The sequence below is a fragment of the Thiemannella venezuelensis genome, from assembly GCF_014203605.1.
GTDB classification, from domain to species: domain Bacteria; phylum Actinomycetota; class Actinomycetes; order Streptosporangiales; family Streptosporangiaceae; genus Planomonospora_A; species Planomonospora_A venezuelensis.
Window position 1 is genome coordinate 39873 of the sequence record NZ_JACHJJ010000002.1, and the last position, 23296, is coordinate 63168.

General features: G+C 70.9%; 19 protein-coding genes, 1 tRNA gene and 1 pseudogene. 12 read left to right on the plus strand and 9 right to left on the minus strand.

Annotated features, from left to right (window positions below):
• Positions 1–126: 126 nt before the first annotated feature.
• Positions 127–633, plus strand: coding sequence for an inositol monophosphatase family protein (locus tag FHS22_RS03690; protein ID WP_184938434.1), 507 nt, complete (start codon positions 127–129; stop codon positions 631–633).
• Between the two features lie 224 nt (positions 634–857).
• On the opposite strand, the gene FHS22_RS39535 is transcribed toward FHS22_RS03690, so the two are convergent.
• Positions 858–1067, minus strand: coding sequence for an Arc family DNA-binding protein (locus FHS22_RS39535; RefSeq protein ID WP_184938436.1), 210 nt, complete (start codon positions 1065–1067; stop codon positions 858–860).
• A gap of 29 nt (positions 1068–1096) precedes the next feature.
• On the opposite strand from FHS22_RS39535, the gene FHS22_RS03700 reads away from it, so the two are divergent.
• From FHS22_RS03700 to FHS22_RS39540, 3 genes and pseudogenes are all read left to right on the plus strand, one after another.
• Positions 1097–2299, plus strand: coding sequence for an RNA-guided endonuclease InsQ/TnpB family protein (locus FHS22_RS03700; RefSeq protein WP_184938438.1), 1203 nt, complete (start codon positions 1097–1099; stop codon positions 2297–2299).
• 112 nt (positions 2300–2411) lie between these two features.
• Positions 2412–2485: transfer RNA gene (locus FHS22_RS03705), tRNA-Ile, on the plus strand.
• Positions 2486–3272: 787 nt separating this feature from the next.
• Positions 3273–3491 (plus strand): annotated as a pseudogene (locus FHS22_RS39540) (SDH family Clp fold serine proteinase); the annotation flags it as partial.
• A 141-nt stretch (positions 3492–3632) separates the two neighbouring features.
• Here FHS22_RS39540 and FHS22_RS37735 read toward each other — a convergent pair.
• On the minus strand, positions 3633–3941 hold the full coding sequence (locus tag FHS22_RS37735; protein WP_260407642.1) for a hypothetical protein: 309 nt from the start codon (positions 3939–3941) through the stop codon (positions 3633–3635).
• A 707-nt stretch (positions 3942–4648) separates the two neighbouring features.
• On the opposite strand from FHS22_RS37735, the gene FHS22_RS03720 reads away from it, so the two are divergent.
• The gene (locus FHS22_RS03720; RefSeq protein ID WP_420829956.1) at positions 4649–5860 is read left to right on the plus strand and encodes an IS701 family transposase; all 1212 of its coding nucleotides are present in this window, start codon (positions 4649–4651) and stop codon (positions 5858–5860) included.
• A gap of 129 nt (positions 5861–5989) precedes the next feature.
• Here the strand turns inward: FHS22_RS03720 and FHS22_RS03725 are convergent, their stop codons facing one another.
• From FHS22_RS03725 to FHS22_RS03740, 4 genes are all read right to left on the minus strand, one after another.
• The gene (locus FHS22_RS03725) at positions 5990–6841 is read right to left on the minus strand and encodes a trypsin-like serine peptidase (RefSeq protein ID WP_184938444.1); all 852 of its coding nucleotides are present in this window, start codon (positions 6839–6841) and stop codon (positions 5990–5992) included.
• Positions 6842–7291: 450 nt separating this feature from the next.
• A complete protein-coding gene (locus FHS22_RS03730; protein ID WP_184938446.1) occupies positions 7292–7729 on the minus strand; it encodes a DUF6463 family protein in 438 nt (145 codons plus the stop codon).
• Positions 7726–8340: a DUF2867 domain-containing protein gene (locus tag FHS22_RS03735; protein WP_184938448.1), complete on the minus strand. Its 615-nt coding sequence runs from the start codon at positions 8338–8340 to the stop codon at positions 7726–7728. Before FHS22_RS03735 ends, FHS22_RS03730 begins: the two co-directional genes overlap by 4 nt.
• Positions 8337–10277 (minus strand): fumarylacetoacetate hydrolase family protein, encoded by a 1941-nt coding sequence (locus FHS22_RS03740; RefSeq protein WP_184938449.1) that lies wholly within the window; start codon positions 10275–10277, stop codon positions 8337–8339. The genes FHS22_RS03735 and FHS22_RS03740 overlap by 4 nt, the downstream gene beginning before the upstream one ends.
• Before the next feature lie 91 nt (positions 10278–10368).
• On the opposite strand from FHS22_RS03740, the gene FHS22_RS03745 reads away from it, so the two are divergent.
• The 4 genes from FHS22_RS03745 to FHS22_RS03760 all read left to right on the plus strand — a co-directional run bounded on the left by FHS22_RS03745 (position 10369) and on the right by FHS22_RS03760 (position 14097).
• Positions 10369–10941 carry a TetR/AcrR family transcriptional regulator gene (locus FHS22_RS03745; RefSeq protein WP_184938451.1) on the plus strand — a complete coding sequence of 191 codons (573 nt, stop codon included), beginning with the start codon at positions 10369–10371 and terminating at the stop codon, positions 10939–10941.
• A 262-nt stretch (positions 10942–11203) separates the two neighbouring features.
• Positions 11204–11785, plus strand: a complete 582-nt coding sequence (locus tag FHS22_RS03750; protein ID WP_184938453.1) for a TetR/AcrR family transcriptional regulator — start codon at positions 11204–11206, stop codon at positions 11783–11785.
• Between the two features lie 51 nt (positions 11786–11836).
• Complete coding sequence (locus tag FHS22_RS03755; protein ID WP_184938455.1) at positions 11837–13078, plus strand: MFS transporter; 1242 nt, start codon at positions 11837–11839, stop codon at positions 13076–13078.
• Between the two features lie 182 nt (positions 13079–13260).
• Positions 13261–14097, plus strand: a complete 837-nt coding sequence (locus FHS22_RS03760) for a calcium-binding protein (protein WP_184938457.1) — start codon at positions 13261–13263, stop codon at positions 14095–14097.
• A gap of 33 nt (positions 14098–14130) precedes the next feature.
• Here the strand turns inward: FHS22_RS03760 and FHS22_RS03765 are convergent, their stop codons facing one another.
• Together FHS22_RS03765 and FHS22_RS03770 are read right to left on the minus strand one after the other, a co-directional pair.
• Positions 14131–17085, minus strand: coding sequence for a DUF7824 domain-containing protein (locus tag FHS22_RS03765; RefSeq protein ID WP_184938459.1), 2955 nt, complete (start codon positions 17083–17085; stop codon positions 14131–14133).
• A 255-nt stretch (positions 17086–17340) separates the two neighbouring features.
• Positions 17341–19485 carry a TerD family protein gene (locus FHS22_RS03770; protein WP_338047576.1) on the minus strand — a complete coding sequence of 715 codons (2145 nt, stop codon included), beginning with the start codon at positions 19483–19485 and terminating at the stop codon, positions 17341–17343.
• A gap of 249 nt (positions 19486–19734) precedes the next feature.
• Here FHS22_RS03770 and FHS22_RS03775 point away from each other — a divergent pair, with 249 nt between their 5' ends.
• Both FHS22_RS03775 and FHS22_RS03780 read left to right on the plus strand, forming a co-directional pair.
• A complete protein-coding gene (locus tag FHS22_RS03775; protein WP_184938461.1) occupies positions 19735–20970 on the plus strand; it encodes a cytochrome P450 in 1236 nt (411 codons plus the stop codon).
• Positions 20971–21069: 99 nt separating this feature from the next.
• Entirely contained in the window at positions 21070–22026 is a 957-nt protein-coding gene (locus tag FHS22_RS03780) for an RNA ligase family protein (RefSeq protein WP_184938463.1), read from the plus strand.
• Positions 22027–22137: 111 nt separating this feature from the next.
• On the opposite strand, the gene FHS22_RS03785 is transcribed toward FHS22_RS03780, so the two are convergent.
• Positions 22138–22905 carry a TetR/AcrR family transcriptional regulator gene (locus FHS22_RS03785; RefSeq protein WP_184939038.1) on the minus strand — a complete coding sequence of 256 codons (768 nt, stop codon included), beginning with the start codon at positions 22903–22905 and terminating at the stop codon, positions 22138–22140.
• A gap of 146 nt (positions 22906–23051) precedes the next feature.
• Here FHS22_RS03785 and FHS22_RS03790 point away from each other — a divergent pair, with 146 nt between their 5' ends.
• Positions 23052–23273, plus strand: coding sequence for a hypothetical protein (locus FHS22_RS03790; RefSeq protein ID WP_184938465.1), 222 nt, complete (start codon positions 23052–23054; stop codon positions 23271–23273).
• The last annotated feature ends 23 nt before the right edge of the window (positions 23274–23296 follow it).

Consider the following 23296-nt stretch of genomic DNA (forward strand, 5'->3'; position numbering starts at 1 on the left):
CTCGCGGACATCGCCACGACCTCTCCCCGGCCATGTCCCGTACGGCGGCGGCCGTACGGCACAAGCCCGACGGCAGCCTGGTGTCCGAGGCCGATGTCGCGGTAGGGCGCGCTCCGCGCCGAGCTTGTGCGGTCGCGTCCGGCGGACGCCGTCCACGGTGAGGAATTCGGTGGCGGGGCGTTCTGCGGCGGCCGGGTCTGGATCAGCGACCCGATCGATCACACGAACAACTACGTCTGCGGAGTCCCCGCGTACGCGACGCTGATCGCGCTGGTCGTCGACGGCGTCGTCGAGGTAGGTGTGGTCTCCGCCCCGGCGATATCGCGCCGCTGGTGGGCCCGGCGCGGGGGAGGCGCGCACACCAGCGGCGCGGAGCCGCTCCGCGTCTCGGCGGTCGGTGCGCTGGACGACGCCCACATCTCTTTCGCCGGGCTGTCCCGCTGGGCGGACAGAGGAAACCTGTCCGGGCTCGTGGAACTCTCCCGCCGGACACGTTTCACCTTCGGTTCCGGTGGGTTCTGGGCGCAGATGCTCGTCGCGGAAGGGCGTCTGGAGGCATGTCTCGACCCGTGGGGCGAGGTGTGGACCTGGCCGCCGTCCAGCTCATCGTCGAGGAGGCGGGTGGGCGGCTGACCGACCTGTCGGGACAGGCCCACGCCGCCGACGGCTGCACCGTGGTCACGAACGGCGTTCTGCACGACGCTTTTTCGCCATGCTCGCCCGCTGGAGAACGGTCGGCGCTGAGGAAGAGACAGGGCACTTGCGGCCCTCCGGCATCCGCCCCGCCCGCGTGGGAATGCGGCGAGGAGGTCTCGTCGGCCCGTTCTCGCGAGGCGAAACCACCGGGGTCTCCGGCTTCAGGCGGGGGAGGAACTCGGCCGCCCGGACGGCGTAGCGGGCATGGCCGGCCCGCTGGACGTACCAGTCTCCGCATCAACATCACCGAGTCCGTTCTCCAGCCGGTAGACGATCTCGGAGTTGAGGGACCGTCGCGCGGACTTCGCCTCCGCGACCAGATGGGCGTGCAGCTCCGCAGGTAGCCGCAGAGTAATCCGTTTCTCATCCATACCCCGCACGATAGTGTTAGCGTGCCACCATGACGACACCACAGGACGCCGGAGGGTCGGGCCATGCCCGCTTCACCTACCGGCTGCGCGTGTCGTCGAGGGGTGGCATCGCGCTGGAAGGGGAGTGGGATCGGTGCCGGTGGGTGTGGAATCAGTGCGTGGCCACCTCCAAAGCCGCCCACCAAGCGAAGCAGGAGTGCGGCCCGGCGCATCTGGACAAGCAGCTGACCGGCTGGCGCGCCGGGCACGCCTGGCTGGGCGAGGGCGCCTCGGTGCCCCAGCAGCAGACCATCCGCGACTTCGCCCGCTCCCGCACCAAAGCGCTCAAGGACATCAAGGGCCGGCTGCCGGTCAAGCGGCGGGCCGGGATGCCGCGCTTCAAGAAAAAAGATCTCGCCCACCCCAGCCTCAACTACACCCGGCGCGGCTTCCGCTTCTCCCGCGATCGCCTGCACCTGGCCGGGGGCATCATCTTGACCGTGGTGTGGTCGCGGCCGTTACCGGCCGAGCCGTCCAGCGTGCGCGTCTACCGCGACAGTCTCGGCCACTGGTACGCCTCTTTCGTCGTCCCCGCACAGAGTGAGCCGCTGCCGCCTACCGGCCGGGATGTCGGCATCGACTGGGGCGTCAAGGAGATCGCCACCACCACCAGCGACGAACACGATCTGCCGCACCCGGAGTACGGCAGGCAGGCCGCCAGCAAGCTGGCCCGCTACCAGAAGATGATGGCCCGCCGCAAACGCCCGCGCGGGCAGGCCCCCTCGAAGGGCTACCGGATGGCCAAGCGGCAGGCCGCCAAGGTCCACAAGAAGATCGCCAGGCAGCGGCAGGACACCGCCCGCAAATGGGCCAAACGCCTGGTGACCGACTTCGACCGGATCGCGATGGAGGACTTCCGGCCCAAGTTTCTGGCCAAATCCACGATGGCGGGCAAGGCCGCCGACGCGGCGATCTCCGCCGCCAAACACGAACTGATCCACATGGCGCGCAAGCACGCGCGTGACCTGCGGCCGGTGGCCCCGGCGCACACCACCATGGACTGCGGAAGGTGCGGAGCGAGAGCCAAGCACGCCCTACCGCTGTCGCAGCGCATCTACACCTGTATCACCTGCGGAGCGGTGTGTCCCCGGGACAAGAACTCCGCGCTTGTGATGCTCGTCCGGGCGGGTCTCGCCCCGGCTGGCGTTGATCGTGTAAGACTTGATCGTCCGCAGGGCGATCGAGCTGCGTGAGCCAGGGATCCTCTCGTTCGCGAGGAGGAGGAGCCAAATCTTGGATCATGGGCCTCCCGGATGTGCGAACGGGGCTCTTCTTTGGTTGAATGCGTCGGTACGGCTTGCGTGAGGGGCGGTAGCTCAGCCGGTTAGAGCAGGGGACTCATAATCCCTGGGTCGCGGGTTCGAGTCCCGCCCGCCCTACCCCATATGACCTGCGCTAGAGCGCCTCTGACCTGCACTTCTGCGGCATGAGGCGCTCTTCTGCTGTCCGGCTGTCAACGGTCGTCGTCGGCCCCTGCCGGTTGATCGTGCCGAATACGTGCCGACGTTTCGACGAAGGCCATCGACTACGACTCAAGGTGATCTCACGGCGTGAGCCGGATTGGATCAGCATGCGGGCGCCTGCCGAGGTGGCTCGGTCGATCAAGGAAGCAGGGGCAAGCGAGAGTGGATTGATTGCTGGCGATATGTACGGTTTTTGCTATTTGGTTCAGGTGTTGGCCTCCCCTTGTGGGACTGGCTCGGCTACGGTTGGACCATGTCCGCGAACGAGGGTCGATCTGATCTTGTGGCGCAGCGAGAAAAGTTACTTGCCCAAGCTTTGGCGCAACCGGGGGTAGCTGCTGCCTTGGAGGTGTACAGTGCTGCGCTAGAGCGCATGCCTGACATTCCTCATGTGATTACGAATGTCCACTACTCGACCGGAACGGGAGAGTAGCCCTTTAGGAGGCATGCTAAAAGGAAGGGCGGAGGCATGCCGAGTTGGGGCGAAATACTCAAAGAGTTGGGTGAGCTTCAAGCTTCTCCGCCGGATAACCTCCCGCAGGGCGTGTCAATTTACGACTATGTCCGTCGGAAGTATCTAAGTGAGTTGCACGCCCTGACGGGGCGAAACACTGTCCTGTATGCCAGTGACTGGCTTTCTCCTAGTGGGCCCAACAAGCCTGTCGCAGACGTCGGTATCTCGTTGCGAGATATGCAAGGGCTTATGGAGGTATTTAGAGGGCTTTCAGGAGAAGATCTTGACTTGATCCTCCATAGTCCCGGTGGCAGCGTCGAGGCGGTAGACCGCCTTGTCCGCTATATGCGAAGCAAGTTCAAAGACGTTCGGGTATTCGTTCCCCTGGCTGCCATGTCCGCTGGAACCATGTGGTCGCTCGCCGCAGACCGCATTGTCATGGGTAAGCACTCTCAGCTTGGCCCAACAGACCCTCAAGTCTTCTTGCCCAGTGGACTGAAGCCGGCAGGTGGGTTGCGGCAAGAGTTTAACAAGGTCGTGGAGGAGTGCCGAAACGACCCCGCCCGGCTTAGTGCCTGGCTGCCGATCCTCCAGCAGTACTCTCCTGGCCTATTGCAGCTCTGCGAGGATGCTGAAGAGCTTGGGCAGGAGTTGGTAGAGGAGTGGCTCCGTACCTACATGTTCGCTGATCTGGCCGACGGTGAGGCTAAGGCAAAAGAAGCCGCCGCTTTCTTTGCGGATCAGAAGCTTCATAAAGCGCACGGTCGGGGAGTCGATCGCGAGCAGGCTAGGCGTCTCGGTATAGCGATCGAGAATCTGGAAGACGATCAAGATCTTCAAGATGCAGTTCTGAGCGTTCATCACGCTGCAATGCATACCTTCGGAAGCACGGCTGCAACTAAGCTGGTCGAAAATCATCTAGGTAGAGCCTGGATCGAACAGTCAAAGGTTGTAATGGTCCAAATGCCCCAGCAGGTAAATCCCGCAGGCGCTACCCCGATCCCTGGGAGCTAGTGAGCTGCACGGTTCAGGCGCTGACTTTGGTGTCACTCGTCAGGGTTCTGGAATTTAAACCCGGCCTGCGGCTTGCTGGTTTACCGAGGCCGGGTCGCTACGAGAATGTCTAGCTGTATTAAATCTTTCTCCTTAAAGCTTCGTTTATCTGCTTTTTTGATACTTCGTCTTGGCCGATTATGCATTTGGCGTAGATTTTGAGTAGAACGTCTACGCTGTGTCCTGCCCAATAGGCAACCTGAGTTGCGGGAACTCCGGCGTTGAGCCAGGTAGACAGGCAAGCATGCCGAAGATCGTAGATGCGTTTGCCGAGTGGGGATGCGTACTCTTCTTTGGTCAGCGCTGTGGCCCGCGCCTTATTCCACGCGCGCCTGTAGGTGATCGTTGGAAGGTCTCCTCCATTCACACCGGTGAACAGCAGACTCTCCTTGGCGAGCGGGAGGGTGGTCAGGTGGGCGCGGAGAATCTTGACTAGTTCCGGAGGGCAGGGAACCATACGGCTCTCGCCCTCGGCACGGTGCTTGAGCTGTCGCTCTTCCCGCCGGTACTACATTCGTAGATCTTGATTCGTTTAGCTCCGCCACAGGACGTAGTTGGTCCATCGTCAGTCCGTGACGTGCGCTCTGACCTACGATCTCGTCGTGTCCTGGGATACGGAACTGACCGCGCTGACCACGCGCATCGCCGGTCCCCTGTTCACCCGCCCCGAGCCGCGTGAGGCCTTCGCCGACCTGGTGCGCGCCCTGCTGGCCGACGTGCCGCGCAAGAACTCCTGGCAGCTGGCCGACCACATCGGCCACGCCACCGCGCACCGGTTCGAGCACCTGCTGGATCGCGCGAAATGGGACGTCGAGATCCTGCGCGATGAGGTCCGCTCCTACGTGATCACACACCTGGGCAGTGATCACGGGGTGCTGATCGCCGACGACACCAGCGCGATTAAGAAGGGCGAGATGTCGGTCGGCGTGGCCGACCAGTACTGCGGGCTGACCGGCCAGGTGGAGAACTGCCAGGTCATGCCCATGATCACCTACGCCTCGAGCGCCGGGCACGCCTTCGTCAACCGGCGCCTGTACCTGCCCGAGTCCTGGGCCGGCGATGCTGAGCGCCGCGGCAGGGCAGGGGTACCCGAGCACGTGGCCTTCCGCACCAAGCCCCAACTGGTGATCGACATGCTCACCGAGGAGATCGCGGCCGGCACGCCGTTTCGCTACCTGTGCGCCGACTCCGGCTACGGCCGCGACCCGCACCTGCGCGCGTTCTGCCATGAACGCTCCCTCGGCTATGTCTTGGCGGTGCCGGTCGACCTGCCCCTGGTCGCGGTGCGCGGCGGCACCGAGCCGGTCGGGCATGTGCTGGACCGGCTGCTGGCTCTCGGACGGGCCGGGATCTGGGAGCGCCGCTCGTGCGGGGCCGGCACCAAGGGCATGCGGGTCTACGACTGGACCGCTCTGGCCGTCGCCGTGGCCGGGCAGGCACCCGCGCCCGGACACGCGCACACGCTGCTGATCCGCCGCTCGGTCGCGGCTCCGACCGAGGTGGAGTTCTTCCTGGCCCACGCCCTGGCCGGCACCGCGGTCCCCGAGCTGATCGACGCGGCCGGGATGCGCTGGAAGATCGAAGAAAACAACGAACAGGGAAAGGACCTGCTCGGCCTGACCTCCTACCAGGTCCGCAAGTGGACGCCCTGGCACCGGCACGTCACCATCGCCATGCTCGCGCTGGCGTTCCTCGCCGTCACGCGCGCCACCCTGCCCGCCGACGCTGACGAGGTCATCGGCGAGGGAAAAGATCGCCTGCTCCAGGAGGCGTCACCGCGCTGAGGATGCTGCGACTCTCGCTCGCCGAGATCCGCCGGGTTCTGGCCCGGCTGTTCATCTCCGCGGCCGATGCCATCGATCATGTCCTGGCGTGGTCGGACTTCCGGCGACGTCACCAGACACGTGCCCTGATCAGCCATTACCGACGACGGGGCGATCTCCTCCCGCTGGAACTACGAATGTAGTACCGGTGACCTCCATCGTGAACGCCGACCCGGTCGACCGTTCGAGGGTTTCGCCCGTGTAGGGCCGGCTGCCGTCGGCCTGGACGCCGGCGGGATAACCGAAGACGTCCACCGTGGGTGCGAGCGGCTGGTTGAACGTGGTCCCCTGGCCACCGACGTTCTCGGCCAGCTTCCCGACATCGGTCAGCAGGTCCGGAGAGGAGAGAACGACACCGCGGTACACGTTGACGAAGGCGAGGTCACGGTCGTAGTCCCGGATGTCGTCGAAGTCATGGTGAGCAACGCCCTGTTTGCCGACGTACAGGCCGAACGGAATCATGCCCTCGGAGTAACCGGGGACGAAGACCCACTTGGCCAGCGGGCCGGCCGGGGCCTCGATGTCCAGTAGACAGTGACCCGCCGTCGCGACGACGTTGCGATATTTCGATTGCACGGCCGTGCCGGTGCACCAGTGCGGCTGGAGGTCGCTGCCGATGAAGAACACCTTGCCCGAGGTCGTGGGCATCCCTCCCGTCGGGGAGGCCGGCCCTTCCAGCGGCGCGATGGAAACCGGAGGGCCGTTCGGGGCGATGTCCGTGGACAGGCGCTCCCCGCTGGCCACGGTCTGCACGGCGTACGGTGTGGCGTTCCTCAGGTTGGCGGCCTCGTCTGCGAGCCAGAACCTGGCGACCTGCTGAGCCGTCGTCGCAGTGGGCGCCAACGGGACCATCACGACACTTGCCGCCTGTGCCGGCCCGGTGCCGACGGCGGAACCTAGCACGCTCAAGCCGATACCTAACGCGATCAGTGCACGCCTCAAGGGCGATCTCCTGTCCGGTCATGAGGCGCCTTCGCGCCCCGTCAGCATGGAGAGCCGGCCGATCGATACGGCCGGAGAACAGCAAGATCGTAACCTTGGCAGAGGGTCCGGGTCCAGAATTTTTAGATCATATGTTCGATCCGAGGGGTTCGATGGACCATCCCTTCCCGCGCGCGAAATCCACGGTCCGCACCGAGGCGTCCAGGAGCCGGAAGCTGTGCCCGATCGATGTCCACAGGTACATGCTCAAGGCCGGACACCACGTTTCGGGTGCGATGGCAGAGGGTCGCGGCCCCCTGCCGCCCGCTTCAAGAGGCCCGCGGGAGCCGGCCCGCCTCGCGGGGCACGCCGGCGAATCGACCGGCGCGGCCGTCGCCGGGCCTGCTGCCCCGGTGGTCACCGGAGGCGGCGGCGCGGCACCGCATGGCCGGTCAGCTCTCTCCGGGGCGCTCACGTTGGGAGCGCTTCCGATCGATCACCTTTCCGTGCCGCCACGATGATGAGCGCCCCGGAGACGATCCCGGCGAAGAACGGGGACGGCACGAGAAGGACGCCGCCCAGCAGGCACCACGTCGCGACGCCCCAGCCGATTCCGGCGGGCACGGCCACCCCGCGGCCGGCGAGGTGCCAGACCAGGCACCCCAGGAGGAGCAGAGGCACGGAGAAGCTTCCCGGGCCGGCCCAGAAGACGACCCCGTTCCGGAGGGACTCCACCGTCGGAACCGCACCGCCGTCCGTGAGCGCGAGCGGGACGGCCGCCCACACCCCCCGGTCTACCCAGCCGGTGACGCGCTCCCAGAAGAAGAGCGCCAGCAGGGACAGGTGCCCTGCTCCCAGTACGAACATGATTCCGCTCGCCCAGCGGAGCAGCCGCTTGCCGGAGTTCATCGTGACGTCCCTTCCTCTTGCTCTTCCGTACGGTTGCGGTCGCGCCAGGCCCTTTCCCACTGCCGGGTCAGCGCCGGGTAGACGACGAGGTACCGGAAAGGCGCGATGGCGGCCATGTAGAGCCGCCCGAACCGTCCGTTGGGCTTGACGAGGACGGCCATCCGCAGCTCGTGGTCGCCGTTCGCCCCCTGGACCCAGCCGAAGTGCATCACGGTGTGCACGGTCCTGTTCGCCAGCTCGCGTGCGGACTCCGTGCCGAGTTCGTAGACCGCCTTGAGGGGCATGCGCTCGTCGTCCGGGCCTCGGGGGGCGTCGCGGATGTCGCCGGGCAGGCGGTCGCGGAGTGAGGCGACCCGCCCGCCGACGCCCGATGACGGTTCGTCCCAGCCGAGGAGCGCGCCGATCTTCCACCGGAGGGCGAACAGGAACCTCGCCGGCCAGGGCTGCTTCGCGAATCCGCCGGCGGCCCGCATCGCCGCGAGCATCGCCGGGAAGTCGTCGGGCCCGGCGCCCGGGGTGCGGAACGCCCATACGTCCTCGACCGAGAAGTCACCCGTGAGTTCGTGGATGCGCCATGGGAGGGAGGTGTGCGCGGTCTCCGGCAGTCTCACGGGAGCTCCTTCCCGGCCTTCTCGGCCATCATGGTCATCAGCGTCATCTGGTCCAGCCGCGGCGTGGCGACCGGGTCGAGTTCGCGGTAGCGGCGGTGGAGGTTGACCACGATCCGCTCGGAGTCCAGCCAGGTGGCGTACTCGTCCAGGTCCACCGCCTCAACCGCCTCGGTGAAGGACAGGCCCCGGGCGTGCGCGGCGTCCGCCTGCTCGACCACGTGGCCGAGGTAGCCGCGCACCGCGCGGATCCCGTCGGGGTCGGTGACCGGGCCGTGGCCGGGGACGATCGTGCCGGCGCCGGTGGCGATCATCCGGTCGCAGGCGGCGATCCAGTTGGAGATCGGGCCGCTCCACACGATCGGGGTGCAGCCGACGAACAGCAGGTCGCCCGCGAAGAGCACGCCCGCGTCCGGCACGTGCACGACCGAGTCGGCGCCGGTGTGGGCGGGGCCGAGGTTCATCACCCGCACCTCGCGTCCGCCGACGTCCAGGGTCAGCTCCCGGTCGTAGGAGCGGTCGGGCAGCCGCAGGCGGATGCCGCTGAAGTCGAAGGCGCCGAAGCGTTCGCGGAAGTACCCGGTCGCCGGGCCGATGTCCAGCACCTGGGCGGCGGTCAGCATCTCCGGGGGCATCTCGTGCCGCATCTCGGTGCAGGTGGCCTCTGCGGCGATGATCTGGACGTGCGCGCCCAGCAGCTGGTTGCCGTGGGTGTGGTCGCCGTTGGCGTGAGTGATGACGGCGTGGGTGAGCGGGTGCCGGCCGGTGACCGGGCGCATGGCGTCGAGCATTTCGGCGGTCAGCGGCAGGTCGAACAGGGTGTCGACCAGGAGGGAGGCTCCCTCGCCCGCGATCAGGCCCGCGTTGCTCCAGCCGTACCCGCCGTCGGGCAGCAGCCAGGCCCACACGTCCGTGCCGACCTCGTGCAGGCCGCGCGTGTAGGGCGGCTTCGACGGGGCGCGGTTGACACGCGGGCGTGGCGGCCGGGCGTCGGGGTCGTGCCGGGGCGCCAGCGGGTACGGCGCGGCGGACGCGCGGACGGTCTGGCGGGTGCGTCCCAGCCCTTCGACCGTCAGCTCGACCACGTCGCCGTCCCGCAGCCAGCCGGGGAAGGCGGCCGGATCGGCCGGGGACAGGTGCTCGATGAGACAGCAGCCGGGCACCGTACCCGATCCGAACACGTCCCCGGGCACCAGGTCCACGCCGCGTGAGGCGTAGGAGACGACCTCGCCGAAGCTCCAGTCCATGGCGTCGGTACGGCCCGAGCCGATGGTCGCGCCGTTGACCTTCGCCTCGACCCGCAGCGCGAGCCTGCCGTCGCGGCGATAGGGCTCCAGCTCGTCCGGGGTGACCAGGTACGGGCCGAGCGTGGTCGCGCCGTCCTTGCCCTTGGCCTGCCCGATCGCCAGCGGCGCCTCGCGCAGCTGCAGGTCCCGTGCCGACCAGTCGTTGTAGACGGTGTAGCCGATGATGTGCTCCTCGGCCTGCTCCGGGGTGAGGTCGCGGCCGCCGGGGCCGATGACCGCGGCGATCTCCAGCTCGAAGTCGAACCAGGCGCTGCCGGGGGAGATCGTCACGTCGTCGTAGGGGCCGATGACCGTCGAGGGGCAGGCGAAATAGAAGGCCGGCAGCCGGTACCAGGCGTCCTTGAGCGCGCGGGACGAACCGGTGACCTGCTGGCAGTTGCGCATGTGGTCCAGGAAGCACAGGCAGTCGCGGAGCGAGGGCGGGCGCGGAATCGGCGCCCGCAGCCTGGCCCCGGCCAGCGGGACCGTCCGCGCCTGCGACGCCAGGGCCGCCTCCCCGGCCGCTCGCAGCTCATCGGCGCCCCGGCCGATGAGCTCGACCAGGCTGACACTTGGTGCGACGGGGTGGATCCGGTCTTCGCCGATCACGCCGACGCGGTCTCCGCCGTCCGTCGCGTAGGTCACCCAGCGCATGGAGAACCTCCTCGATTTCTATGTTGGCTGACACAGGCTATATCGATCAACACTTGCTCTGTCATTCGGCATACCTGATTAGATGAACCGCATGGCCACACGACGTGATGAGAGGACCCAGGAGAGCCGCCGGCTGCTGGTGGCGGCCGCGGCGGAGCTCTTCGCCGAGAAGGGGTACCGGCAGACGAGCTTCGTCGACATCGCCGGCAGGGCCGGTATCAGCCGCGGCTCCATCCCCTGGCACTTCGGCAACAAGCTGGGCCTGCTGGAAGCGGTGGTGGACGACCAGCTCCAGGTCGTGCTGGCGGGTCTCCCGCCGGGCGGGGAGGAGCCCACCGGCGACTCGCTGGACCAGGCCATGGGCTTCATCCGTCTGCCTGCCGCACGCTTGTTCATCACCCTGCTGGCCGAGGCCGTGGAGGTCGGCTCACCGATCCGCGAGCACTACGCGCGGCTGCACGCGGCGCTCCGGCAGGCGGTGCGGGCGCGGGTGGCGGCGGAGGCGCTTCCGCCGGGGACCACCCCGGAGGCGTTCACGGTCCTGCTGGTGGGGGCCGTCATCGGCGTTCACGCCCAGTGGCGGGTCGCTCCCGAGGCGGTGGACCTCGAAGCCGTCCGCACCGCCATCCTCGCCCTGCTGCAGGCGGGTCCCGGACGGGCCTGACGCCGCTCCGCCTCCCCGGCCCGCGGCGCTGTCCGGCGCATCCCTGCGCGGGAGGCGATCGCGGCGCGCCTGCGTCCCGGTCCGAGACCGCGGCCAGGGGTGGAGACGCCAGCATGTGTACGTCCGTACACATCATATGTACAATCGTACACATGATGCCTGAAATGCTGGGCCGTTCCATGCGAGACGGAATGCCTGCCGACGACCTGTACCTCGCTGACGACCCGAGCCGGCCGGGCTCATGCTGCCCGCGGCGGATCTGATGGAGGCGTTCAACGCGGCCTCCGCGCGCGACCCGCGGGAGCGGCGGCCGCGCCGACACGACCCAGGCCGGCGGGACCGGCTGATCGATGCCGCGCTGACCGTGATCGCCGAGCGCGGCGTGGCCGCCACGACGCACCGGGAGATCGCCCGTGTCGCGGACGTGCCGCTGGGCTCGATGACCTACCACTTCACTTCGCTGGAGGAGGTGCTGGCCGCGGCGTTCACCCGGCACGCCGAGTCGATGGCTCGCGTCTTCGACGAACGGCTGAGCGCCGCCTGCGACCGGGAGGCGGCGGTCGAGGCCGTCATCACGCTGGTGGCCGACGACCTGCTCGGCTCTTCCGGCGACCTCGTCCTCTCCGTGGAGCTGTACGTCGCCGCGGCACGCAACCCAGCCCTGCGGGCCGTCACCCAGGCATGGATGGCACGCAGCCGCACGGCGCTGGAACGCCACTTCGACGCCACCACCGCCCGGGAACTCGACGCGCTCATCGAAGGACTCGTCCTGCACAGCGCCCTGTCAACCGACCCGATGACACCGGAGCAGATCCGCCACGCCGTCCACCGGTTCCTGCGCTGATCCTTCTTCCCGCCCCTCCCGCCACCCTCCGTCACCGTGATCGGAAAGCCGATGTCCGCTGCCGTCCCTTCCGCCGTGCCCACCCGCCAGGCGCACCTGGCCCGCGCCGCCGTAGCGGCACTGTTCCTCACCAACGGCGCCGTGTTCTTCAACCTCGTCCCCCGCTACCCGCAGATCAAGGCCGACCTCGGCGTCGGCAACGCCGTCTTCGGCACCGCGGTGGCCGGTTACTCGATCGGCGCGCTGCTGGCCGGCCTGCTGGCCGGACTGGCCATCCGCCGCCTCGGCTCCGCACGCGTGGCGGCATTCGGCATCGTCATCACCACCCTCGCGACCCTGACCATCCCCTTCGTGCCGAACTGGATCGCCTTCGGCGCCGCGCTGCTCGTCGTGGGCGCACTCGACGCCGTCGTCGACGTCGCGCAGAATGCCCACGGCCTGCGCGTCCAGCGGCTCTACCGGCGCTCCATCCTCAACTCCCTGCACGGGGTGTGGAGCATCGGCGCAGTACTGGGCGGCCTGATGGGCTCGGCCGCCGCAGGACTCCGCCTGCCCCTGGCGGTTCACCTCGGCGTCTCCGCGACCCTGTTCAGCATCGTCGCCCTGCTCGCCTACCGGTTCCTGCTGCCCGGCCCGGAAGATGCCGAGCGCGCCACCGAAGCCCAGGACCTGGCTGCCGCCGACGGCCACCCGGCCGCCCCACCGGCACGGCACCCGGGCCGACGCCCGTTCACCGGCCCGGGTGCCGTGCGGATACTCGCCGTGCTCAGCGTGCTGGCCGCGTGCGGCGCGCTGGTCGAGGACGCCGGCGCGTCCTGGGGCGCCCTCTACCTCACCGGCCTGCACGCCGACGCCGCCACCGCGGGCCTGGCCGTCGTGGCGTTCCAGATCGCCATGACCGTCGGCCGCCTGTCCGGTGACCGCGTGGTGGACCGCTTCGGCCAGCGTACGGTCGCCCGCGCGGGAGGCGTCCTGGCCGCCGCCGGCATGGGCGCCGCGCTGGCCATGCCGTCCATCCCGGCCGCGCTGACCGGTTTCGTCCTGGCCGGGCTCGGTTTCGCCACCCTCGTCCCGGCGGCCATGCACGCCGCCGACGAACTGCCCGGCCTGCCCTCCGGCACCGGCCTGACCATCGTCAGCTGGCTGCTGCGCGGCGGCTTCCTGCTGTCCCCGCTCCTGGTCGGGCTCGTCGCCGACCTCGTCAGCCTGCGCGCGGGTCTGCTGTCGGTCGTGCTGGCGGGCATCATCACCGTCGTCCTGGCCCGTGTCCTGGCCGACCGCGCCTCGGCCTGAACGCCGGACGGGCTGACGCGATCCGGTGGCACGATATGTGCACTTTGGCACATTATGCGACCTGTGTGCCCTTTGACCTATTAGGTGACGTGCGGGTGCCCTTTGATGGCCGCAACAGCCGATCAAGCTCTCCGTCCTGTGACGGAGATCCGTCGGGATGACCCATCTTAAAGGAGAGCACAATGCGTATCACCAAGCACACGGCCCGGCTGGCGCTGCCGGCCCTCGCCGCCGCCGCGCTGGCGGGGACCCTGGCCACCCCCGGCCACGCCGCCGCTCCCAGCCGGGCCGCCACCCCCACGGCCTACGTCACCGGCAACAACGACCTCTACTACGTGGGCGGCGACTCCGCGAACAGGATCAAGCTGGTCAGCCTCAGCGCCGGGAGGATCGTCACTCTGGAGGACACCACCGGCACGGGGATCGAGCCCGGCGCCGGATGCCGCCGGGACGGCCTCTCGCCCAACAAGGTCACCTGCGAGACCGGTGCACCGGTCAAGGTCATCAAGCTGATGACCGGCGGCGGCCCCGACGAGGTCCAGGTGGACACCTCCCTCACCACCACGATCGAGGGCGGGGCGGGCCGCGACACCTACTTCGGCGCCACCGCCTCCACGGGCACCAACGTCACCTTCGACGGGGGCGAGGACATCGACGCGGCCGACTACGGACGCAGCGGTTCCGGTGTGCTCGTCGACATGGACGGCCAGGCCGACGACGGCCGCCTGAACAGGGACCGCGACAACATCACCACGACCGTCGAGAACCTGTTCGGCAGCGACTTCGACGACTCGCTGCGGGGCAACTCCAACGCCAACCGGATCGTCGGCCGCGAGGGCGCCGACGCGCTGCGCGGCGGCAACGGCGACGACGAGATCTGGGCCACGGAGAGCGCCGGCGCCGACGGCTCCAAGGCTGACAAGCCGGATCTGAGCTGCGGCACCGGCGCCGACGTCATCCGCGTGGACCTGACGGATCCGCAGGTGTCCGGTGACTGCGAGACCGTGGACCGCCGCTGATCACGCCTGCGCGGCGGACGGACCCTTCCGCCCTCATGACGGGCACGAGCCGTCCCGGTGGTCCCGGACGGCCTGCACGGGGGAGGCGCCGCCGGACGCCAGGTGGTCGCGCAGGGCCCTGGCGTGCGTGAGGATGCGGCTGGACCCCTTGCGCGCCGCGAAGGCGGACAGCGCCGGGATCTCCTCCCGTGTCCGAGACCAGGGCGCGAGGCGGGCGGCCAGGGCGACCAGGTCGGTGTGCACGCCGGTGGGACGGCTGCCCCGGGCCGGCAGGAGGAGGGGCAGCGCCGCGGCGACGACCCCCCACATGGCGCAGGCGGCTCCGTTCGCGGCCTCGCGTTCCACCCGGTCCACCAGGAGCCGCAGTGTGATCTCGCCGCGGAGCACCCGCTGGGCGAGCTCCCGGCCGAGCTCCTCGGCGGGGAGCTCATCGGTGGCGGCCATCCCCCGCAGGGCGCGCAGCGCGGAGCCGATGCCGTCGCGGGCGAGCGGATGAGGGAAGATCCGGTGCGCGAGCAGGACCGCGACGGCCCGCCCTGCCGGCCCCTCCGCGGCGGCGAGGTCGGCCAGGCGCAGGGAGTCCATCGCCGAGCTCCAGGGCGGCACCGGCTGGTGGGGGACCAGATGGGCGGCGACCACCTCCCGGTGGGAGGGCAGGACCGCGGGCCACCACTCCATGAGCCCGCCGAGGTGTCCGCCGGTCACCGGGCTGACGTGCCGGGGCTGCTCGGCGAGCAGTTCGTCGAGCAGCGGCAGGCCGGTGGGCTCGGCCCGCACGGTGGAGGTCATCCAGACCCGCGTGCCGGGGCCGTCGTCCCCTTCCGGCCAGGCCACCCGCACCACCGGGTCGGGCAGGCCGCCCTCCGCCAGCCATCGGGCGGCGCGGCGTCCCTCCGGCGACCTCAGCGCCGTGGCGCGTGCGGTCACCGCCGGGTCGACCCGCCGGGGCAGCCTGAGCAGCGCCTGCTGGAAGTCGGCGGGCAGCGGTACGGCGCCCGCCGCCTCCAGGGCCTCCATCCTGGACACCAGCTCGGCCGGATCGAGCAGGCCGTTGGAGAGGCTCGGCGTGGCGAGCAGCAGCGGCGGCAGCGCCCCGGCCCGCAGCGCGGTGAGGACCTCCGCGTGGCGGCGAAGGACGAAGCGGTGCAGCGGCGAGGTATCCGTGCGCCGGGGCAACCGGTCGAGTTCCCCGGTGGCCGGCGGGAGCCCGTTCGCGCGCCGGGCCCGGTCGGTGAGCGCGGTGTGCCGGGTCGCGTCCACCCATCCGGGACGCACCAGCTCGGCCGCCAGAGCGATCATCCAGTCGCCGGGATCCTTCCACTCACGAGAGTGCAACCGCCTCTCCTGGCTCGCGACGAGCGGGGCCAGCCGCGCGCGGAGCGCATCCCGGTCCCGTACGGCGAGCCGGACGAAGGCGGCCAGGCGGCGTTCGCCCGCCTGCCGGTCGTCGCGCAGGTAGAGGTCGGCCAGGTACGCGGGCGTGTCCGGAGGCTCGGCCACCGGGAGCGGCCGCGCCGGGGCGGGCAGCGTCCGGGGGGCGAACACATCCCCGGACGCGTCCCCGGACACCTCCTCCGGCGTCTTCTTCCCGGGACCGGGACCGGGACCGGGACCGGCCTCCGGCTCCTCGACGGCCTCACCGCCGAGCGCCGCGACCAGCCGGTGGCGCAGGGCGGGCGGTACCGCCTCCGCGCCGGCGCGGAGAAGCTCGGCGCCGCGCGGGGTGAAGCGCCCGGCGTGCCGGATCGCGAGGCGCGCGGCACGCTCCTGCACCGCCCAGACCTGGTGGCCGAAGGCCACGGCCAGAGCCGGGGCCAGCTCGTCGACCGGGCCGGGCGCCTGCCGTACGGTCTCCTCCCACCAGCTCAGGCCGGCGCGGGCCAGCCCGCCCTCGGCGCGGAAGAGCAGTCCTTCCAGGGCTTCGGCCACGTCCGTCGGGTCGAGACCGGTCAGTCTCCGCAGGTGCTTCAGCGCCGGCTCGGCCACGGGCCCCGGCGCGGCGGGCAGGAGGCGCAGGTAGTCGACGGCGTGCGGCTCGATCTCGGCGGGGGCGGGGTCGAGCAGCTCGTGGAGGTGGGCGAAGAACCGCAGATCCGGGCCTTCGCCGCCGCGCAGGAAGCGGCGCCGGCAGCCGTCGAGCAGGAACGCGCGGTCCACCCGGCCCTCGGCTGCGAGGGCGCGGAGGGCGCCGAGCCAGGAGGCCGCGCCGGCGCGGGCCGGCCGCTCGCCCCGCAGCGCCCGGCCGACACCCTCGGCCTCGAAGATCCGCGGCAGGAGGTGGTCGAGCAGCGGATCGGCTCGCAGCTCGCCGAGCCGGCCGCCCCGGGAGACCCACCCGACCACGAGCGGGTCGTGCTCGGGCGGGGCCGCACCGGTACGGCGGAGCAGGGTGAGCGCCAGCGGCAGGGTCCCGTCGAGGGAGCGGGCCCGGCGCCGGCGGCCGCCGCGCACCCGGAGAGCGAGCCGTACGGCCAGCTCGGCCTGGAACGGGACGGGCCGTGCGGAGATCGCCGCCAGCAGCGGCTCGTCCCCACCGGAGGCGGTTCCCCCCGCCAGGTCCCACTCGCCGAGCTCCCTGCGGTCGATCCAGGCCGCCGCGGCCGCCGCGCCGCCGATCACGCCCGCTCCCGCGACCCGCATCGGCCCGGCCCAGTCGGGGATCACGGGCCAGGTCCTCCAGTCGTCGTACCAGGTCGCGGCCCACGCCTCCCGGTGCTGCTCCTCGGAGAGCCGCCCGGCGGCGCGCAGCCGGTCCACCTCGTCCTGCCGGGCGCGGCGCCTCCGCTCGACCGCGGCCTCATGGTCCGCCATCGCCCGCTCCGCCCGATCCCGCGCCACCTCGACGTATCCGGGCAGCTCACGGGCGACCTCGCGCCGCCCGGCAGGGTCGAGCACCGCCACCGCCGCCGCGACTCCGGCCGAGTCGCCGGCGTCGATGAGCTTCCGTACCCGGTCCCAGGCGGGCGGCTGGACGTCCTTCGACTGCATGGCGCGGCTCTCCACGGTCAGGGGTGCATGACTGAGCCGTGATCTTCGCAGGGCGGGCCGACATTTCGGCCGGTGGGCGGGGAAGGCCCGGGGGCTGGGACCGGTAGGCCCGCGGGGCCTGCCTGGGATCGAACCAGGCGAGGAGGAAGCCCCCGAATGGCCTCGCCACCGGGTGTGAGGAGAGCGGGAGAGCTGGCATGTCAATTTGGAAGATTGAGAAGGAAGCCCTCCCATGGCCTCGCGGTCCCCACGCTATCAGGCCGGGATCAGCTCGTGCAGCGTCCCGGCGGTGTACACCCGTGAGCCCGGTGGCAGATCGGCCGGAGCCTCCAGCCCGATGTAGGTGGCCCGCCCGGTGGAGGCGGTCTGCCCGGTGGAGGCGGCCTTCGTGCGCAGCAGGTCGGCGAGGTAGCGGACCCGGAGGTGGTCGCGTTCCACGATCGAGCGCACCAGCAGCGACGTGGTGACCCGGTTGCCCTCGACCTGGTTGAACCCGGGGTTGCCCTTCAGGTAGAGATGCAGCCACTTCGCCCGCCACGCGCCGTCGTCGCCGCGGAGGAAGACCAGCGGCAGGGCGATCCGGCCGGAGCCGCGCAGGTCCGACTTCATCCGCACGGTGCGCGGCTCGAAGGGACGGCCCTCCTGCCCGGCGCCCCGGGTCATGAAACCGAAGAACGCCTCCGCGGCCTCGTCGAACGGCTCGCCGGCGTAGATGTTCACCTGGGGAACGACGATCGGCCGGGTGGCCTCGGACAGGCGGATGTCGACGAACTCCGTCGCGCCCTCGGCGGCGTCGGTGAGGTCGCCGGAGTACTGCGCGAAGTCGTTGGCGTAGTTCGTCCACGAGATGTGCGCCGGGTCGCCGTAGGACGCGTCGAGCATGAGCGCCGACAGGTCGTAGTCGGTGCGCCGCTCGGTCTGGCGCCAGTGGACGAAGAACCTGAGCAGCTCCCCGTCCACCGGCGACAGCGACCCGCGGGGGAGCATGCCGAGACCGGGTACGACGCCCTTCCCCGACAGCGGCAGGGCCACGTCCAGCACGTCGGGGTCGACGGTGAGCTCGCCGGGGTCCGGGAGGCGGCGGGCGATCTCCTCGTCCAGTACGGCGAGCATCCGGGCCGGCGCCTCCCCGCCGAGCGGCGCGCGGTCGTCCGGGGCCGCCCACGCCCTGCCGTACCGGTTGACGAAGACGCGACCGGCGGCAGCGGGGGCGAGCCGGTTCTGCAGGTGCTCGCGCAGGGACAGCAGCACCCGGCCGGACGCCCGCCCGGCCGCTCTCTCGGCGGCGTCCAGTACGGCCGACGCGGACGAACCGGTCCGCAGCAGGTGGTCGATGCGGCGCAGCAGCGCGCCGGGAGAGGTCTCCAGCAGTTCGACGGCGTCGGCGGTACGGCCGGCCGACAGGGCCGCCTCGACCCGGCTGTCGAGGCCTGCGGCGCTCCGGACGCCTCTGGCCACCTCGAAGACCTGGACGGCCCGCGGGAACTGCGGGAACTCGTGGGGGTGCAGCCGCTCGCCGAGCCGCTTCCACTGCTCCCGGTGGCGCGGCACGTCACCGTGCTTGACCGGGGGCAGGCCGTCCAGCGCGGCCAGGAGGGCGCGGCGCTCGGCCCGGCGGAACGACCGGAACCTGGTGGGTGAGGCCAGCGTGACATCGCCGCCGGAGCAGCCGCAGGCGAGCCGGAGCACGTCGGTCACGGTGTCGACGAGCAGGGGGAGGCCGGCGGCCAGCCGTGCCTCGTTGACGACGGCGCGGTTCTCGCGCACGGGGACGTGCTCCGGCTGCTCGGCGCACGAGGAGGCCAGTGAACGCAGGACCGCGAGGTCCTCGGCGGCGAGCGGCACCTCCGAGCCCGCCAGGGAGACGTAGAGGCCGCGCGCCTCCGACTCCAGGCTCCCGCCCGGCTCCAGCACGGTCACCCGGTCGCCGGCCAGCGGGATCAGCTCCGCGTGCGCGGCCAGCAGCTCGGCGTAGGTGTGCCGGTAGCGGCCGTACCCCGGCAGGCTCAGCAGGTCGAGCACCGGCGGCCGGACCCGCGCGGCGGCGACCGGGTCGAGCAGGGCCTCGCGCAGCAGGCCCGCCCAGAACTCCACCGTGTCGGGCACGTTGGCGGGGAAGTCGATGAAGTAGGCGTTGTGCTGCACGTGGTCGCCGGTCAGCCGGCGGACCGCGGCCAGGACGCGCACGCCGATATCGACCACCGTCTCGCCGGGCAGTCCGGCCAGGCGGGCGAGCAGGGCCGCTGAGCACTTGAACCCCACGCTCAGCAGCGCGGTGTCGAGCTGCCGGGCGGCCGTCTCGCCCCAGCCCGCCACGGCACCCGCGGGAGCGTCGAGGGGGACCCGCAGGCGCCTGGTGATGACGAGGCTTTCCAGAGCGAGGTTTTCCAGAGCGTCCACAGGCGCACCTTATCGGCGTGCAGGTGATTGATGATCGGATTTTTCGCGGAGCCGGTCGCCGCCGACCGGCGGGTCATCTCCGGCGGCCGGTCCTCCGGTCCTCCTCGTACGGGCACGGGACCGCGGATCTCCAGCCGCCGGTGCGGGTGGCCGGAGCCGGTCCGCCCGTTGACGGCCGGCACGGTATTTCGTACGTTCCGCATGGGCCGCCGTTCCCGGCATCCCGGACCCGGACGGTAAGGGGTTGCCATGACCGCAGAACCGGATCCGAACGGGCTCTGGCCGGACCCGGTCCCGGGCCCCCTGGGCACACCGCCGCCGGAGTTCGCCCGCAGGCGCGAGTCGGGGCCGCTGGAGCCGGCGGCCATGCCCAGCGGGGACCGCGTCCCGGTGGCCGTCCGGTACGAGGACGTCCGGGCGCTGCTGGCCTCGCCCGCCTCCAGCCGCAACCTGCGCCTTCCGGGCCTGCCGCGGCTGGTGAGCGGCATCGGCATCGACGACGACCCGGACGCGCTGATCAACCAGGACCCGCCGGAGCACACCCGCTACCGCCGGATCATGCAGGGCACCTTCACCCCGCGCCAGATCGAGCCGTGGCGCCCCCGCGTCGCGAAGATCGCCGAAGAGCTCCTCGACGGCCTGGGCGGCGACTTCGACCTGGTCCAGGGATACGCGCTCCAGCTCCCGGGCCGGGTCATCTGCGAGATGCTGGGCGTACCGGTGGACGACTACGCGCAGTTCGTCCGGTGGACGGACATGTTCCTCACCACCTCCACGGCCACGGAGCAGGCGCGCTACCAGGGCTACACCGACTTCATGGCCTACGCCGCCGAGCTGGTCGCCCGGCACCGGGCCGAGCCCGGCGGAGACCTCATCGACCTGCTCATCCAGGCGAGGGACGAGGACGACCGGCTGTCGGAGGGCGAACTGGTCAACACCGTGTTCTCCCTCATCACCGCCGGTCACGAGACGACGGCCTCGATGATCGCCCGCGGTGTCTTCCGGTTGCTCCTGCACCCCCGGCAGTGGGCCGAACTGGTCGCGGACCCCGCGCTGGCGGGCATCGCCACCGAGGAGATCCTGCGTTACGACGGTCCGCCCGCCAGCGCCTTCATGCGCAGGATCACCGAGGACACCGTCATCCCCAGCGGCCCGCTGAGCGCGGGGACGGTCGTCATGCCGAACCTGAACGCGGCCAACCACGACCCGCAGGCGTTCCCCGACCCCGGCCGGTTCGACATCCGCCGCTTCACCGAGCATCCCCCCAGCCCGCATGTGGCGTTCGGGTACGGCCCCCACCGCTGCCTGGCCGCCAGCCTCGCCAGGGTCGAGCTCACCGAGGCGGTCAGAGCCCTGGCCACCCGGTGCCCCGGCCTCCGCCTGACCGCCCCGCCCGATTCGGTGGCCTGGACCGACGGGCTGGTCTACCGGCCGGTCGCCCTGCACGTCACCACCGGACCGGCGGACGCCGGCGGAGGAGCGTGAGACGGACGGCACCCGCCGCCACCGCTCCTGCCCTGGAGCGCGGACGCGCGGCCCGAATATCGGGATGCCCGTCCGGGCCCGACCGGCGATACTGCTCCGATGCGCCACCTCGCCTATCCCAAGATCCCCACGGTCGAGCGGCCCGGTACGGCGGCCGCCGGCGGGCAGTGGGTGGCGACCGAGAAGGTCCACGGCGCCCAGATGGTGATCGCCTGCGACGGCCGGGGGATGTCCGTCGGCAAGCGCAAGGCGTGGCTCCGCGACGACGAGCCGTTCTTCGGCTGGCAGCTCCTGCGCGCCGCCTTCGAGAGGGCGGCGCAGGCCGCCCTGGCGCGGGGCGGCACGGCCGTACGCGTCTACGGCGAGCTGTACGGCGGCCGCTACCCGCATCCCGGCGTCCCGCCGGCGCCGGGCGCGGTCCCGGTCCAGACAGGGGTCTGGTACAGCCCGGAGATCCGCTTCGCCCTCTTCGACGTGCTGCGCCATGAGGATCCGGACGACCCCGGGGTCTTCCTCCCGTACGCCGACGTCGCGCAGATCGCCGCCGACGCCGGCCTCGACGCCGTGCCGCTCCTCGCCCGGGGCGGCCGGACGGACCTCGACGCCCTGCCGGTCCGGTTCCCCACCCGCGTGCCGCAGCTGCTCGGCCTGCCCGCCCTGGCGGGAAACCTGGCCGAAGGGCTCGTGCTCCGGCCGGACGCCCCGACGGCTCCGGCGCACCGCCCGGTTCTCAAGCGGAAGATCGAGGAGTTCGACGAGCAGCGTTTCGACCAGAGCCGTCCCTGGGATCCGCAGGCGTTCCTCACCTTCGAGGAGCTGAGCGGGATCGCCCGGGCGATGGTCAACGGCCCGAGGCTGGCCGGTGCGCGGTCCAAGGTGGGGCCGTCCGCTCCCGAGGCGCTGCTGGACGAGGTGGTCCTCGACGTCATGGTGGACCTGTCGATGGCCTTCCCCGCGGCCACGGCGGCCCTCGGCGACGCCGAGGCCCGGCTGCAGGAGGTCGTCCGCGGCGCGGCGGCGGCACAGGCCGGCGGCTCCTCCCGCGCGCGCGGGTGAACCCGCGCCGCCCGCATGACCGGCTCGGCGGGGATCCCGGCTCCGGAGACCGCCTGACGCCCGCCGTGCGCGCTCAGGCCGGCGCGAACGGCGGAGGAGAGCGTCACGGCGTCATGCGGGATCGCTCCGCGGATGGTCCGCCGATCGGGCCGGGGGGCCCTCCTCCACCGCGAAGATCCGGGCCAGGTGGTAGTCCGCCACCGCCCGCACGTCCGCCAGTGAGCGGCGCTCGTGCAGGACGTCCAGGCCCAGTCCCGTGATCCCCGCCACGAGCAGGTCGGCCTCGCGCCGCGCGTCGAGGCCCGGCACCGTGCTCCCGGCGGCCTGCCCCATCGTGATGATGTCCGCGACGAGCCGCTCCAGCGGGTGCTCGGCGGCGAGGAAGACCGCCGCGAGCGCCGGGTCGGCCAGGCTGCGGGCGTAGTACGCGGTGAACACCCGCAGAGCGAACGCCCGCTGGCCGTCCAGCGGCAGGAACTCGTCCAGGAGCGCCCGCAGCAGCCTGCGCGGGTCTGCCGCATCGGACGGGATGCGCGCCCTGGCCAGGCGTTCGTTCTCCACGTGCAGCAGGCGCAGCGCGTCGACCAGGAGGGCGTGCTTGCCGTCGAAGTAGTACTGGACCATCCGCAGGGACACGCCCGCCTCGGCTGCGACCTTGCGCATGCTCACCGTGTGGAGGCCGTGCTCCGACGCGATGCGCCACACCGCTTCGGCGATCCGGCGCCGTTTGCGTGCGTGGGCGTCCGGCCGTTCCGTCTCGGGAGGCGTGACCGGGGCGGGCGGATTCCTGCGTTGACGGTACGCCCGGGCCTGGCAGCTCCGGGAGCAGTAGACCGCCGGACGCCCTCGCTCCGACCGTTCCATCCGCGTGCCGCACATCCGGCACGCCGTTCTTTTTTCGTCACGCACGATCCCACCGTAACGCCGAAAAAAGTGTGATGAAAAGCGAATTCCCTTGCTTTGCCTGGCAATAGGAAACAATCATGATGATACGTTTGTATCGTAGCCTCAAGAGAGAAGGGGTCGTGAAGTACGACATTCTGCAGATCCTCGGCGCGGTCGTGATGGTGGCCTTCGGCCAAGGCCTCGTCCGGCTCTTCGCCGACCACGGCAACCGGGGTCTGCTCGGCTGGCTCCCCGGCGGTCCGGCCCCGGCGTTCGTCGTCTATGCCGTCCTCGTCGCCGCGGGTGTCGTCCTCACGGGCTGGGCCCACAAGCGTGCGAAGGACCTCGGCCGCCGCAAGTGAGGCGTGCCGCCGGGGTCCGCCGC